Origin of the sequence: Burkholderia sp. AU28863 (assembly GCF_002223195.1) — a bacterium.
Taxonomy (GTDB): Bacteria; Pseudomonadota; Gammaproteobacteria; order Burkholderiales; family Burkholderiaceae; genus Burkholderia; species Burkholderia sola.
The window spans coordinates 398,095-412,174 of the sequence record NZ_NKFE01000008.1 but is presented as its reverse complement, the minus strand read 5'-3'; the positions used below and the strand labels follow the sequence as shown (position 1 = coordinate 412,174).

Here is a 14,080-nt window from a genome sequence, read left to right as displayed (position 1 = left end):
ACGCGTGCGCGTGCGCGACGTCGGCTCCGGTGCGGGTGCCGCTTCGGTGGCCTGCGTGGACGGCGCAACGGTCGGATGCAATCCCAACGCGGCGACGACCTTCATGATCGTTGCAGTTTCGACGCCACCGCTACCGGCTCGCAACAGCCTGCGCTTCCGGCGCCTGCCACCCGCCGCCGAGCGCCTTGAACGCGGCGACCGCCGCGCGCGCCGCTTCCGTTCGCGCCTGCACGCGTTCGTCCGATGCGCGCAGCAGGCTTTCGTCGGCCTGCAACACTTCGATCAGGCTGACCACCCCTTTCTGGTAAGCCGCAAACGATGCGGTCCGCGCGCGGCCGAGTGAATTCACGCCGTCGCCGAGAATGGCCGCCTGCTCGTCACGCTTGACGAGCGCCGAGAACGCATTTTCGACGTCCTCGGTCGCGTGCAGTGCCGCGAGCCGATACGCGGCCAGCATTTCGGCATCCTGCCCTTTCGCTTGCGCGATCTGTGCATTGATCCGGCCGAAGTCGAACAGGCGCCAGCGCAGGCCGAGCACGCCCGCCGCTTGGTTCGCGCCGCCGGCAAACAGGTTGCCCGCGCCCATCGTCGTCGCGCTGCCGAGCAGTCCGCCCAGCGAGAACTTCGGGTAATACTCGGCGATGGCCACGCCGATGCGCGCGTTCGACGCCGCCACGCGCCGCTCGGCGACAATCAGGTCGGGCCGGCGCCGCAGCAGTTCGCCGGGCGTGCCTGTGGCCGCGATCCGCGGTGCGACCGGTACGTCGCCGCCGGCAAGCAATTCCGCGCGATGCGTGCCGGGCTGCGCGCCGAGCATCACGTCGAGCGCATTCATCGCCGCGTCCAGCGCCGCTTCGAGCACCGGCACCGTCGCGCGAACCTGGGCAAGCGCGCCTTCGGCCTGCCTCACCTGAAGCTCCGCCGCGAGACCCTTCCCGTAGAGCAGGTTGAGCGTCGACAGCAGATCCTGCTCGGTCCGCACCTGGCGCCGCGCGACGTCGAGGCGGCCCTGCAACCCGCGAATCGTGATGTAGGTATCCGCGGTTTGAGCGGCGACGGCGAGCCGCGTCGCGACCGCCACCGCTTCGGATGCCTGATAGTCGGCGAGCGCCGCTTCGCGGCCGCGGCGTAATCCGCCGAATACGTCCAGCTCCCAGCTTGCGTTGAGATCGGCCTCGTAGTCGTTGCCATGACGGTCGAAACCGGGCGTCGCATTCAACACCTGCCCCAACGGCGTTTCGACCGACTGATAGACGCGCGCGGCCTGGCCGCTCACATTGCCGGACGGCAGCAGCGCCGCATTCGCCGCACCGAGCCCCGCGTGCGCCTGCGCGACGCGCGCCGCGGCCTGCGCAAGATCGAGGTTCTGGGCGAGCGCCAGCGTGATGTATCGCGTCAGTTGCGGATCGCCGAAGCCCGTCCACCACGTCGCGAGATCGGCGTCGGCCGCCGCGTGGCGCTGGCCCACGGCGCGCTGCCCGTGGAACTGCTCCGGCATCGCCACGTCCGGCCGCACATAGTCGGGACCGACGGCGCATCCCGCCGACAAGATGGCGGCGAGCGCCGCGGCAACGATGGGTTTGGGTAGCATGTGGGCGTTAGCAAGAATCCGGTGGTGACTATAATACCAAATAGTCACTCGTTGCACATTCCTGTCCGTCGCAGCCCATGAAAAAAATCGACTCTTCCCCGGCACCCGCACGCGGCCCGGCCGACCACGACGTCCGCGACCAGATCGTGGCCGCCGCCACCGAGCACTTCAGCCGGTACGGCTACGAAAAGACGACCGTGTCGGACCTCGCGAAGGCGATCGGCTTCTCGAAGGCCTATATCTACAAGTTCTTCGAGTCGAAACAGGCGATCGGCGAGATGATTTGCGCGAACTGCCTGCACGAGATCGAAACGGACGTGCGCGCGGCCGTGGCCGCGGCCGAACTACCCACCGAAAAGCTGCGGCGGATGTTCAAGGTCTTTACCGAAGCGAGCTTGCGGCTGTTCTTCCGCGACCGCAAGCTGTACGACATCGCGGCATCGGCCGCGACCGGGAACTGGCAGTCGGTGCAGGCCTACGAGGCGCGCGTGCAGAAACTGCTGCAGGACGTCCTCCAGGAAGGCCGGCAAAACGGCGAGTTCGAGCGCAAGACCCCGCTGGACGAAACCGCCACGGCGATCTACCTCGTGATGCGGCCGTACCTGAACCCGCTGCTGCTGCAGTACAACCTCGACACGACCGACGCCGCACCCGCCCAACTGTCGAGCCTTGTCCTCCGAAGCCTCGCGCCGTGATGCGTCACCATTTGTGACTATTGACTATATTAGTCACTAGATACACAATGAAAGCCCCCCTCACTTCGTCACTGGGTCTTTCATGGTTCGGCGTCGCCTCGCTTTCCTCGCAGTCGCTTCCGCACTGCCCGTCACGCTAGCCGCCTGCAGCGGAAAAGCGCCGTCCGACCCGCGCACGGAGGCGCCTCTCGTGCGCACCGCCGTCGTGCAGGCGGCTGCTCCCGCGTCCCGCTCGTTCACTGGAACCGTCGCCGCGCGCGTGCAGAGCGATCTCGGCTTCCGCGTAGCCGGCAAGGTGCTGGAGCGGCTCGTCGATACCGGGCAAACCGTGCGGCGCGGCCAGCCGCTGATGCGACTCGACCCGGTCGACCTGAAGCTCGCGGCGCGCGCCCGCGACGAGGCGGTCGCCGCCGCACGGGCCCGCGCGCGGCAAACCGCCGAGGACGAAGCCCGCTACCGCGACCTGCGCGGCACCGGCGCGATATCGGCATCCGCGTACGACCAGGCCAAGGCGGCGGCCGATGCCGCGAAAGCGCAACTGAGCGCCGCCGAGGCCGACGCCGACGTCGCGCGCAATGCGACCGGCTATGCGCAACTCGTCGCGGACGGCGACGGCGTGGTGATGGAAACGCTCGCGGAACCGGGCCAGGTCGTCAGCGCGGGACAACCGGTGGTGCGGCTCGCGCACGCCGGCAGCCGCGAGGCCGTGATCCAGTTGCCCGAAACCCTGCGCCCGGCGATCGGGTCGGCGGCACAGGCCGGACTGTTCGGCAAGCCGGACGTCGGCGTCGCCGCGACGCTGCGCCAGCTTTCCGATACCGCGGACGCGAGAACGCGTACTTTCGAAGCGCGCTACGTGCTGCAGGGCGTGCTGGCCAATGCGCCGCTGGGCGCGACCGTCACGATCCGCATCGCGGACGACGCGCGCACGGCTTCGCCACGCGGCATGCAGGTGCCGATCGGCGCGCTGCTGGACGCGGGCAACGGGCCCGGCGTGTGGGTCGTCGCCGGCGAACCGGCCAAGGTGACGTGGCGGCCGGTCAAGGTCGAGCATCTCGACGACGACAGCGCACGCGTGTCCGGCGACGGCACGCTCAAACCGGGCGAGCGCGTCGTCGCGCTCGGCGCCCCGCTGCTGCACGAAGGCGAAGCGGTCCGCGTCGCCGCGCAGGCCGCGACGATCGCGAGCGAAGGAGCACGGCCGTGAGCGAACGCCGCTTCAACCTGTCCGCGCTCGCCGTGCGCGAGCGCGCGATCACGCTGTTCCTGATCTGCCTGATTTCGCTGGCTGGCCTCGTGTCGTTCTTCAAGCTGGGCCGCGCGGAAGACCCCGCGTTCACGATCAAGGTGATGACCATCATCACCGCATGGCCGGGCGCCACCGCGCAGGAAATGCACGACCAGGTCGCCGAAAAGATCGAAAAGCGCATGCAGGAGCTGCGCTGGTACGACCGCACCGAAACCTATACGCGCCCGGGCCTCGCGATCACGACGCTGACGCTGCTCGACAGCACGCCGCCGTCGGAAGTGCAGGAGCAGTTCTACCAGGCACGGAAAAAGATCGGCGACGAGGCGACCACCCTTCCTGCCGGCGTGATCGGCCCGATGGTCAACGACGAATACGCGGACGTCACGTTCGCGCTGTTTGCGCTGAAGGCCAGGGGCGAACCGCAGCGCCTGCTGGTGCGCGACGCCGAAGCGTTGCGCCAGCGGCTGCTGCACGTGGCGGGCGTGAAGAAGGTCGACATCATCGGCGAGCAGGCCGAGCGTATCTACGTGCAGTTGTCGCACGACCGGCTCGCGACGCTCGGCGTGAGCCCGCAGGACGTGTTCGCCGCACTCAACGGCCAGAACGTGCTGACGGCGGCCGGCTCCGTCGAGACGCGCGGGCCGGAGATCTTCATTCGCGTGGACGGCGCGTTCGACAAGCTGCAGAAGATCCGCGACACGCCGATCGTCTCGCAGGGCCGCACGCTGAAGCTGTCGGACATCGCGACCGTCGAGCGCGGCTACGAAGATCCGTCGACGTTCGTGATCCGCAACAACGGCGAACCCGCGCTGATGCTGGGCATCGTGATGCGCGACGGCTGGAACGGGCTCGACCTCGGCCGCGCGCTGGACCGCGAAGTCGGCGCGATCAATGCGGAGCTGCCGCTCGGCATGAGCGTGACCAAGGTCACCGACCAATCCGTGAACATCAGCTCGGCCGTCGACGAGTTCATGGTCAAGTTCTTCGCCGCGCTGCTCGTCGTCATGCTGGTGAGCTTCGTCAGCATGGGCTGGCGCGTGGGGCTCGTCGTCGCCGCGGCCGTCCCGCTGACGCTGGCCGTGGTGTTCGTCGTGATGGCCGCCACCGGCAAGAACTTCGACCGCATCACGCTGGGTTCGCTGATTCTCGCGCTCGGGCTGCTCGTCGACGACGCGATCATCGCGATCGAAATGATGGTCGTGAAGATGGAGGAAGGCTACGGGCGCGTGGCCGCTTCGGCCTACGCGTGGAGCCATACGGCCGCGCCGATGCTGGCCGGCACGCTCGTGACCGCGGTCGGCTTCATGCCGAACGGCTTCGCGCGCTCCACGGCCGGCGAATACACGAGCAACATGTTCTGGATCGTCGGGATCGCGCTGATCGCGTCGTGGGTCGTGGCGGTGGCGTTCACGCCGTACCTCGGCGTGAAGATGCTGCCCGAGTTCAGGAAGATCGAAGGCGGCCACGACGCGATCTACGACACGCCCCGCTACAACCGCTTCCGCCAGATGCTGACGCGCGTGATCGCGCGCAAATGGCTGGTCGCGGGGTCCGTCGTCGGCCTGTTTGCACTCGCCATTCTCGGCATGGCGGTCGTGAAGAAACAGTTCTTCCCGATTTCCGATCGCCCCGAGGTGCTCGTCGAGGTACAGATGCCGTACGGCACGTCGATTTCGCAAACGAGCGCCGCCGCGTCGAAAGTCGAAGCATGGCTCGCGAAGCAGAAGGAAGCGCGAATCGTCACCGCGTACGTCGGCCAGGGCGCGCCGCGCTTCTATCTGGCGATGGGACCGGAGTTGCCCGATCCGTCGTTCGCGAAGATCGTCGTGCGCACCGATAGCCAGGACGAACGCGACGCGTTGAAGGCACGGCTACGCCGCGCCGTCGCCGACGGCCTCGTGCCGGAAGCGCGCGTGCGCGTCACGCAACTCGTGTTCGGCCCGTATTCGCCGTTCCCGGTCGCGTACCGGATCACGGGCCCCGATCCGGACACGCTGCGCGGCATCGCGTCCGCAGTCGGGCACGTGATGAACGGCAGCCCGATGATGCGCACGGTCAATGCCGACTGGGGCACGCGCGCGCCGACGCTGCATTTCACGTTGCAGCAGGATCGCCTGCAGGCGGTCGGGCTGACGTCCAGCGCGGTCGCGCAGCAGCTGCAGTTCCTGCTGACCGGCGTGCCGGTCACCGCGGTGCGCGAGGATATCCGGACCGTGCAGGTCGTCGCGCGTTCGGGCGGCGATGCGCGGCTCGACCCGGCGCGGCTCGACGACTTCACGCTCGCCGGCGCGAACGGGCAGCGCATTCCGCTGTCGCAGGTCGGCAAGGTCGACGTGCGGATGGAGGAGCCGATCATGCGCTGGCGCGATCGCGTGCCGACGATCACGGTGCGCGGCGATATCGCCGACGGTTTGCAGCCGCCGGACGTATCGGCCGCGATCACGAAGCAGCTACAGTCGATCGTCGCGCGGTTGCCGAGCGGCTACAAGATCGAAGAAGCAGGCTCCATCGAGGAATCGGGCAAGGCGACCACGGCGATGCTGCCGCTGTTCCCGATCATGCTCGCGATCACGCTGGTCATCATCATCTTCCAGGTGCGCTCGATCTCGGCGATGGTGATGGTGTTCATGACGAGCCCGCTCGGGCTGATCGGCGTGGTGCCGACGCTGATCCTGTTCCGGCAGCCGTTCGGCATCAATGCGCTGGTCGGGCTCATTGCGCTGTCGGGGATCCTGATGCGCAACACGCTGATCCTGATCGGGCAGATCCATCAGAACGAACAGGCCGGGCTCGATCCGTTCCATGCAGTCGTCGAGGCGACCGTGCAGCGCGCGCGGCCGGTGATCCTCACCGCGATGGCGGCCGTGCTCGCGTTCATTCCGCTCACGCATTCGGTGTTCTGGGGCACGCTCGCGTACACGCTGATCGGCGGCACGTTCGCCGGCACGATCCTCACGCTGGTATTCCTCCCCGCGATGTACGCGATCTGGTTCAGGATCGGGCCCGGCCGAGCCGCCGGCTCGCATCGCGGCCTGCAACCGGCATCGCCGGGCGAGATCGCGCTTCAGCCCGCGCTCGACGCGCGCGATTGATCCGTCCGCCATTCATCGTGTCGAAGGAAACCGTCATGTCGAATTCAGCCGTTGTCGTCGTGCCCGGCGTGTCGTCAAGGCATCGGGCGCGCGGCCCTGTCGGCGGCAGCCGGATTCCCGCGCAACGATAGCCGTCGATCATCGCCGCAGCATCGCCACCGCCTTGATTTCGACGATGTACCCCGGCCCGCCGCCGAGCATGTGGGCACCGACGGCCGTCCACGCCGGCCGCGGATGCGCATGAAAATAGCGGTCGCGCACCTGCATGAACAACGGCAGGTCGCGCATGTCGGTGTGAAAGGTCGTGAGGTCGACCACGTCGTCAAGCGTCGCACCGCCCGCCTCGAGCACGCGCTTGAGGTTCTCGAACGCCTGCACGATCTGTGCTTCGCGATCCTCGACCAGTTGCATCGCCGCGTCGCGGCCGATCTGCCCGGATACGTAAAACGTATCGCCAACCCTCAATCCCGGCGCATAGCCGATCTTCTCGTACACCGCTTCCATTCCCATCGGAACGACGGCTTTGCGTTCATGCATGATTGTCTCCGTGGCCGGTGGCGTCGCACCGGTCGTCTGGTTGTCGATGAAGGCGGTCGATGAATCAAGGCAACCGGTACGCCGCTCAACCCGTATCGCCACCCGCGACCGGCAACACCGTGCCGGTGATATAGCTCGCCTCGTCCGACGCGAGGAACAGGATCGGCGCGATCTGTTCGTCGAGGCTGCCGTAGCGCTTGAAGTACGTCGATTCGGTCACCTGCGTCACGGCCTCGGCCATCCACGCCTGTTCCTGCCCGGTATCGCCGGCCGCATTGCGCGGCACACGGCGCGGCGGCGCGCTGGTGCCGCCCGGCGCGGTGGCGACGACGCGGATGTTGTATTCCGCATACTCCATCGCAAGCGCCGACGTCAGCGCGTTCACGCCGCCCTTCGCGGCCGAGTACGGCACGCGGCGGATGCCGCGCGTCGCATTCGACGAGATGTTGACGATCGTGCCACCGCCGCGCGCAATCAGGTGCGGCAGCACGGCGTGACACGCATAGAGCGTCGGCATCAGCGAGCGGCGGATCTCCGCGTCGATCTGCGCCGGTTCGAACTCGGCGAACGGCCGCATCCGAATCGCGCCGCCGACGCCGTTGATCAGGATGTCGATGCCGCCGAACGTCTGCGCCGCGCACGCGATCGCCGCATGCGCGCCTTCATAGGTTTCGAGATCGGCAACGAAGCCTGCCGCCTCGCCACCGGTCGCTTCGGCCGCGACGTCGGCGACGAAATCCGCGCGATCGACGAACAGCACCTTGCCGCCCTCGGCCGCCGCGCGCAGCGCGACACCGCGGCCGATGCCCTGCGCCGCGCCGGTGACGACGACGACCTTGCCGGAGAATCGTTGCATGGTCATGCCGCCTTTGCCGTGACGTTGGGGGTGAACTTCTCGTAGTGGAAGCTGTTCGGCTTCACGCCTGCGTCGTCGAAGTACTGACGCACCGCATCGACCATCGGCGGCGGGCCGCACAGATACACGTCGACGTCGCCGTCGTTCAGCGCGTCGGCCGGGATATGCTGCGTGACCCAGCCCTTGCGCGGATGGCTCGATGCGGCATCCGCGACGACCGTCGCGAAGCTGAAGTTCGGCAGCTTCGCCGCCAGCGCTTCGATCGCGTCGACCAGCACGAGATCGAGATCGCGCGTGACGCCGTAGATCAGGTGCACCTTCTGCCGCGAACCGCTGCGCGCGAGCACGTCGAGCATCGACAGGAACGGCGCGAGGCCCGTGCCGCCGGCGAGGAACAGCAGCGGCCGCTGCACGTCGCGCAGATAGAAGCTGCCGAGCGGACCGTGCAGTTCGAGCGTGTCGCCGGGCTGCGCGGATGCGAGCCACGTGCTCATCACGCCGCCGGGAATCTTCTTGATCAGGAAGCTGACCTTCGCGTCGCCCGGCGCGGACGAGAACGAATACGAGCGATGCTGGCCGCTCGCGGGCACGTCGATGTTCACGTACTGGCCCGGCAGGAACGCCGGCGCGCTCGCGCCGACGTCGAGTTCGAGCACGACGGCCGCATCGTTGTGCTGCTCGACCTTCGTGACCGTGGCGGCAAAGCTGCTCTGCCCCGTCTTGCACGCGACCGACGACGTCGGCACCGCGATCACGCAATCGCTATGCGGCACCATCTGGCACGTCAGCACGAGGCCGCCGTCCTTTTCGTCCTCGGTGAGCGCGTCGTCGATGTAATCGTCGCCGAGATCGTAGCGGCCGCTTTCCGCGCGGCACTTGCACGTGCCGCACACGCCGTCGGAACAATCCATCGGCAGGTTGATCTTCGCGCGGAAGGCCGCGTCGAGCACCTTCTCGCCGGCCTTGCAGTCGACGAAGCGGGTCACCCCGTCCTCGAAATTCAATGCAATCTTGTAGCTGGACATCGCGTCACCTCCACTTCCTTTCATGGCAAACCAACGGCGTCAGACGTGATACACGTCGAGCACCTGCCGGATGTAGTCGTTCTTCAGCACGATCTTCTTGCGTGAAATCAGCAGCGCGTCGCCCGCACGGCGCAACGTGACGAACGTCGTGCCGAAGAAGTGATCGGTCACGCGGTAACGGTGGTTCAGCGTGTGGAAGTTGTAGCGCACGTCGACCTCGTCGTCGCGTTCGGCCAGCACCTCGACGTTCGTCACGTTGTGGCTGGTGCGCGGCTCCGGCGTCGATGCGCCGCTGCGCTCGGTCTTGATCCGGAACACGCGATCCTCGAGGCCGCCGCGGTCCGGGTAATACATCAGCGAGATCTGGCGCTGCGGATCGTCGGTCGGCCGATCGTCGTCGTCCCACGCGGGCATCCAGTACGTGACGTCCTCCGTGTAGCAGGTCAGCCACGCGTCCCACTCGCGATCGTCGAGCAGGCGCGCCTCGCGATACAGCGCCGCGCAAATCGTCCGGTAATCGAAGCTCATGCCGCCACCTCCCCGCGCTCCTTCTTCAGCGCATCGCGCATCACGTGCACCCAGTGTTCGTGCTGACACACGAACAGCCCTTCGTCCTCGCTGCGCTCGCCTGAAATGCGCGGGTTCAGCCCCATCTTTCTCGCGTTCTCGTCCGGCCCGTCGATCCACAGCGGCGCGCCGCGCGACAAGTCGTTCCACATCGCCGTGATGCCCGCATAGCCGGCCTGGCACGCACGAAACTCCTCGAGATCGTCGGCCGTGCCCATGCCGGTCACGTTGAAGAAATCCTCGTACTGGCGGATGCGCGTCGTGCGATCGGCTTCGCTCTCGCCCTTCGGCGCGAAGCAGAAGATCGTGACCTCGGTTTTGTCGACGCCGAGCGGCCGCACCACGCGGATCTGCGTGCTGAACTGGTCCATCAGGAACACGTTCGGGTACACGCACAGGTTGCGCGTCTGGTTCACGATGAAATCGGCCTGCACGTCGCCGACGCGCGCACGGATCTCGTCGCGGTGCTGGTACACGGGCCGCACTTCCGGGTTCATCGTCTTGGTCCACAGCAGGATGTGGCCGTGGTCGAAGCCGTACACGCCCGCGACCGACTTGCTCCAGCTGTTCGCATCGACCGCCTTGGTGCCGTCCTCCTTGCGGCGGCTCATCGTCGCCGCATAGTTCCAGTGCACGGTGCTGACGTGGTAGCCGTCGCAGCCGTTTTCCATCTGCATCTTCCAGTTTCCCTCGTAGATGTAGGACGAGTTGCCGCGCAGCACTTCGAGCCCGTTCGGCGCCTGGTCGACGATCTGGTCGATGATCACGCGCGCTTCGCCGAGGTAGTCCTCGAGCGGCAACACGTCGGCGTTGAGGCTACCGAACAGGAAGCCGCGATAGTTCGCGAAGCGCGCGACCTTCTTCAGGTCGTGCGAGCCGTGCGTGTTGAACTGCACCGGGTACTCGGTCGTCTTCTCGTCCTTCACCTTCAGCAGCTTGCCGGTGTTCGAGAAGGTCCAGCCGTGGAACGGGCACGTGAAGCTGCCCTTGTTGCCGTGCTTGCGGCGGCACAGCATCGCACCCTTGTGCGCACATGCATTGATGACCGCATGCAGCTCGCCGGTCTTGTCGCGCGTGATGACGATCGGCTGGCGGCCGATCCACGTCGTGTAGTAATCGTTGTTGTCGGGAATCTGGCTTTCGTGCGCGAGGTACACCCAGTTGCCTTCGAAGATGTGCTTCATCTCGAGTTCGTACAGCTCCGCGTTCGTGAAGATGTCGCGGCGGCAGCGGAAGATGCCGGCCTCCTTGTCATCCTGCACGGCGGTGTCGAGCAGGTGATCCAGTTCGTTCGCGGGGTCGATCGTGACGGACATGATGGCTCCTCCCATGCGCGTGCCGCGTCCTGCAAGCACGCTCGCATCGGTATCGGTTGAATCTCGGGGGACCGGCCGGCAGCGGCGGCGCACGCGCGCCGCCGTGCCGCCGGCGGTCATGCGGCGGCGGACGCGCGCAGGCGGTCGACGATCTGGTTGTCCTTGCCCTGCACGCGCGGCGTCAGCACGAAGTCGAACGCGATGTCCTGGTACGCGTCCGCTTTCATGCCGAGCGCCGTGCCGCCGGTCTTTTCGGTCACGGGCGGAATCAGCTCCTCGCGCGTCGCATACGCGAAGTCGTCCCAGATCAGCGGATCGCCGTCGATGTTGAACTGCGTCGTCAGCTTGCGGTGGTCGGGGCTGTCGACGAAGAAGTGCACGTGCGCCGGGCGGTTGCCGTGGCGGCCGAGACGGTTCAGCAGTTGCTGCGTCGCGCCCTGCGGCGGGCAGCCATAGCCGACCGGCATCAGCGTGCGGAATTCGTATTGGCCGTCGGCGCCCGTCTTCACCGCGCCGCGCAGGTTGAAGTCGCTCTGCTTGCCGGTCGGATCGAAGTGCGAATAGAAGCCGTGCGAATTCGCATGCCAGCATTCGACCAGCGCGCCGGCCACCGGCTTGCCGTCGAGATCCTTCACCGTGCCGTGGATCACGAGCGGGCCCGCGCCGTCGTCCGCGTCGAGATCGATCTTTGCGACGCCGTCGCGCACCGGAGCGCCCGCCACGTACAGCGGCCCCTCGATCGTGCGCGGCGTGCCGCCGTCGAGGCCGATCGCCTTGTCCTCGGCATCCATCCGGATGTCGAGATACTTCTCGAGACCGAGGCCGGCCGCGAGCAGCGCCGCTTCGCCATCCTGACCAAGTTTGTTCAGGTAGTTCACGCCGGCCCACACTTCATCGGGCGTGATGTCGAGATCGTCGATCGCCTTGAACAGATCGCCGAGCAGGCGCAGCACGATCTGCTGCGTGCGTGCGTCGCCTTTCGTGCCATTTTCGTCGCTCCCGCCCGCGTTCGATGCGGCCTTCAGCAGGTCCTGCACTTCCTTGGTTTCGAATACCTTGACGCTCATGATGGTGTCTCCACGTGTATTAGGGGAATAGTGACCCGGCGTGCTCGCTGTCCGAGAAGCGGCGACTCCGTGGTTCAAACGTCGTCGTCGCGGATCGACGACGGATGGCGACACAACGGCGTCACCGAAATCTTCATGTACGGGAACAGCGGCAGGCCGGTCAGGATCTCGTGCAGCTCGGCGTTGCCGGAGACGTCGAACACGCTGTAGTTCGCGTATTCGCCGGCGATGCGCCAGATGTGGCGCCACTTGCCGCTGCGCTGCAACGCCTGCGAGTACGCCTTCTCGCGGGTCTTGATTTCGTCGGCCACGCCGGCCGGCATGTCGGCCGGGAGGTTGACGTCCATGCGTACGTGGAAAAGCATCGTGATGTCCTGATACGTCATCGCGTTAGCGCGGGTTAGCGGGAGACTTTCGTCAGCCCGTCGCGGGTGAAGCGCGCGACCTTCGCTTCGTCGAGTTCGATGCCGAGGCCCGGGCCGGTCGGCACGGTCAGTTCGAAATCGCTGTAGTCGAGCGGGGTCGTGAGAATTTCTTCGGTGATCAGTAGCGGCCCGAACAATTCCGTTCCCCACTGCAGGTTCGCGAAGCTCGCGAACAGATGTGCGGACGCGACCGTGCTGACCGCGCCTTCGAGCATCGTGCCGCCGTACAGCTCGATGCCGGCCGCATCCGCGATCGCCGCGACGCGTTGCGCGGCGAAGAGGCCGCCGCTCTGCTCGATCTTGATCGCGAACACGTCCGCGCCGTGCTGCTTCGCGATCTCGAACGCGCTGTCCGGCCCCTGCAGGATTTCATCGGCCATCAGCGCAACCGGGAAGCGGCGCATCAGCCGCGCGAGCGCCGCGGCCGATGCCACCGGCTGCTCGACCAGCTCGCAGCCGGCATCGGCGAGCGCCGGAATCGCGCGCGCGGCCTGCGTTTCGCTCCATGCCATGTTCACGTCGACCCGCACCGAGGCGCGCTCGCCCACTGCCCGCTTGATCTCGGCCACGTGCTGGAGGTCCGCGTCGAGCGCCTTCGCGCCGATCTTCAGCTTGAACACGTTGTGGCGGCGCTCATCGAGCATCCGTTCCGCTTCGGCTATATCGGTGGCCGTGTTTCCCGATGCGAGCGTCCAGGCAACCGGCAGGCGATCGCGGCGGCGGCCGCCGAGCAGTTCGCTGATCGGCACGCCGAGCCGCTTGCCGTGCGCGTCGAGCAACGCGGTTTCGAGCGCGCTCTTCGCGAAGTGATTGACTTTCGCGAGCTTGCCGAGGAAGGCCATCAGCGTCTGAACGCGGGTCGCGTCGCGACCGATGAGCGCCGGCGCAAGGTAGGCGTCGATCGCGAGCTTCATCGCTTCGGGGCTTTCCGGGCCGTAGGCCATCCCGGCGATCGTCGTGCCTTCGCCGACGCCGGTCACGCCGTCGCTGCACAGCACTTTCACCAGCATCAGCGTCTGGCCTTGCATCGTGGCGACCGACAGCTTGTGCGGACGGATCGTCGGCAGGTCGATGAGGCGGGTTTCAATACGTTCGACGGTGACTTGGGACATGGGGCACGCTGCGTGGGGAGTTCATGGGACGGATTTATACGCGGCCGGGATTTGGAGCGTCCAATACTTTTGGACGGGTTTTTTGATACCTGACGGGTATTGAAATGCAGGTCGGGATGCGGATATTGCGCTGCGCCATACCTTTTTTGGCTAGGTGTACGGGCCGAAAGGCTTGCTGGAGCGGGGTCGTGCGAGTTCGGGGCATCGCTGTGGCGGGAGTGCAATGCAGTTGCTTTCGGCAGCGGGAAAACCGGCTGAAACCGGCGGCCGGCGTGAGCCGATCAGGGTTTTCCTGAGGGAAAAACGGTGCGGCTGGCCGTCGGGACTTCGGCTTCGGCGTCGGTTTGTGCAAACGTCCAGAAGGAAGTCGGTATGCGGATATCGACGTTCGCCCCGGTCCATCAGAAGCTGACGGCAGCGATCGACTGAGGATTCAACCCGCCGGCCAGGCATGCGCTCGCGGCCTGGTTTTGGTGGGACGGCGGTGTTTGCTGTGGTGGACTGACTCGAGCGAAACTTCGGGCGAAATGGCCGGAAGGATTAGCGTG

12 protein-coding genes are annotated in these 14,080 nt (G+C 66.6%); 3 read left to right on the top strand and 9 right to left on the bottom strand.

Translation table 11 applies throughout. From position 1 onward, the window contains the following. Window positions 1-130: 130 nt before the first annotated feature. Entirely contained in the window at window positions 131-1,591 is a 1,461-nt protein-coding gene (locus CFB81_RS31640; RefSeq protein ID WP_089437772.1) for an efflux transporter outer membrane subunit, read from the bottom strand. Between the two features lie 77 nt (window positions 1,592-1,668). Between CFB81_RS31640 and CFB81_RS31635 the strand changes: the two genes are divergently transcribed. The 3 genes from CFB81_RS31635 (at window position 1,669) to CFB81_RS31625 (ending at window position 6,627) form a co-directional block, all read left to right on the top strand. Then, on the top strand, window positions 1,669-2,286 hold the full coding sequence (locus tag CFB81_RS31635) for a TetR/AcrR family transcriptional regulator (protein ID WP_089437771.1): 618 nt from the start codon (window positions 1,669-1,671) through the stop codon (window positions 2,284-2,286). Window positions 2,287-2,368: 82 nt separating this feature from the next. Then, on the top strand, window positions 2,369-3,493 hold the full coding sequence (locus CFB81_RS31630; protein ID WP_089437770.1) for an efflux RND transporter periplasmic adaptor subunit: 1,125 nt from the start codon (window positions 2,369-2,371) through the stop codon (window positions 3,491-3,493). Next, window positions 3,490-6,627 (top strand): efflux RND transporter permease subunit, encoded by a 3,138-nt coding sequence (locus CFB81_RS31625; protein WP_089437769.1) that lies wholly within the window; start codon window positions 3,490-3,492, stop codon window positions 6,625-6,627. Before CFB81_RS31630 ends, CFB81_RS31625 begins: the two co-directional genes overlap by 4 nt. A gap of 138 nt (window positions 6,628-6,765) precedes the next feature. On the opposite strand, the gene CFB81_RS31620 is transcribed toward CFB81_RS31625, so the two are convergent. The 8 genes from CFB81_RS31620 to CFB81_RS31585 form a co-directional block, all read right to left on the bottom strand. Further along, complete coding sequence (locus CFB81_RS31620; protein WP_089437768.1) at window positions 6,766-7,164, bottom strand: RidA family protein; 399 nt, start codon at window positions 7,162-7,164, stop codon at window positions 6,766-6,768. Window positions 7,165-7,249: 85 nt separating this feature from the next. After that, entirely contained in the window at window positions 7,250-8,026 is a 777-nt protein-coding gene (gene benD / locus CFB81_RS31615) for a benzoate diol dehydrogenase BenD (protein WP_089437767.1), read from the bottom strand. Next, the gene (gene benC, locus CFB81_RS31610; protein WP_089437766.1) at window positions 8,023-9,045 is read right to left on the bottom strand and encodes a benzoate 1,2-dioxygenase electron transfer component BenC; all 1,023 of its coding nucleotides are present in this window, start codon (window positions 9,043-9,045) and stop codon (window positions 8,023-8,025) included. Before benC ends, benD begins: the two co-directional genes overlap by 4 nt. A 39-nt stretch (window positions 9,046-9,084) precedes the next feature. After that, window positions 9,085-9,573, bottom strand: coding sequence for a benzoate 1,2-dioxygenase small subunit (benB, locus tag CFB81_RS31605; protein WP_089437765.1), 489 nt, complete (start codon window positions 9,571-9,573; stop codon window positions 9,085-9,087). Then, window positions 9,570-10,928 (bottom strand): Rieske 2Fe-2S domain-containing protein, encoded by a 1,359-nt coding sequence (locus CFB81_RS31600; protein ID WP_089437764.1) that lies wholly within the window; start codon window positions 10,926-10,928, stop codon window positions 9,570-9,572. The genes benB and CFB81_RS31600 overlap by 4 nt, the downstream gene beginning before the upstream one ends. Before the next feature lie 116 nt (window positions 10,929-11,044). Beyond that, on the bottom strand, window positions 11,045-11,995 hold the full coding sequence (gene catA, locus CFB81_RS31595; protein WP_089437763.1) for a catechol 1,2-dioxygenase: 951 nt from the start codon (window positions 11,993-11,995) through the stop codon (window positions 11,045-11,047). Window positions 11,996-12,069: 74 nt separating this feature from the next. After that, on the bottom strand, window positions 12,070-12,360 hold the full coding sequence (catC, locus tag CFB81_RS31590; protein ID WP_069617017.1) for a muconolactone Delta-isomerase: 291 nt from the start codon (window positions 12,358-12,360) through the stop codon (window positions 12,070-12,072). A 35-nt stretch (window positions 12,361-12,395) separates the two neighbouring features. Beyond that, window positions 12,396-13,532, bottom strand: coding sequence for a muconate/chloromuconate family cycloisomerase (locus CFB81_RS31585; protein ID WP_069616962.1), 1,137 nt, complete (start codon window positions 13,530-13,532; stop codon window positions 12,396-12,398). Between the last annotated feature and the right edge of the window lie 548 nt (window positions 13,533-14,080).

What these genes read in the sequence shown, in the direction of transcription:
- catC (WP_069617017.1), bottom strand. Translation starts at nt 12,360, where the DNA reads ATGCTTTTCCACGTACGCATGGACGTCAACCTCCCGGCCGACATGCCG.
- CFB81_RS31620 (WP_089437768.1), bottom strand. Translation starts at nt 7,164, where the DNA reads ATGCATGAACGCAAAGCCGTCGTTCCGATGGGAATGGAAGCGGTGTAC.
- benB (WP_089437765.1), bottom strand. Translation starts at nt 9,573, where the DNA reads ATGAGCTTCGATTACCGGACGATTTGCGCGGCGCTGTATCGCGAGGCG.
- benD (WP_089437767.1), bottom strand. Translation starts at nt 8,026, where the DNA reads ATGACCATGCAACGATTCTCCGGCAAGGTCGTCGTCGTCACCGGCGCG.
- CFB81_RS31600 (WP_089437764.1), bottom strand. Translation starts at nt 10,928, where the DNA reads ATGTCCGTCACGATCGACCCCGCGAACGAACTGGATCACCTGCTCGAC.
- benC (WP_089437766.1), bottom strand. Translation starts at nt 9,045, where the DNA reads ATGTCCAGCTACAAGATTGCATTGAATTTCGAGGACGGGGTGACCCGC.
- CFB81_RS31635 (WP_089437771.1), top strand. Translation starts at nt 1,669, where the DNA reads ATGAAAAAAATCGACTCTTCCCCGGCACCCGCACGCGGCCCGGCCGAC.
- CFB81_RS31585 (WP_069616962.1), bottom strand. Translation starts at nt 13,532, where the DNA reads ATGTCCCAAGTCACCGTCGAACGTATTGAAACCCGCCTCATCGACCTG.
- catA (WP_089437763.1), bottom strand. Translation starts at nt 11,995, where the DNA reads ATGAGCGTCAAGGTATTCGAAACCAAGGAAGTGCAGGACCTGCTGAAG.
- CFB81_RS31630 (WP_089437770.1), top strand. Translation starts at nt 2,369, where the DNA reads ATGGTTCGGCGTCGCCTCGCTTTCCTCGCAGTCGCTTCCGCACTGCCC.
- CFB81_RS31640 (WP_089437772.1), bottom strand. Translation starts at nt 1,591, where the DNA reads ATGCTACCCAAACCCATCGTTGCCGCGGCGCTCGCCGCCATCTTGTCG.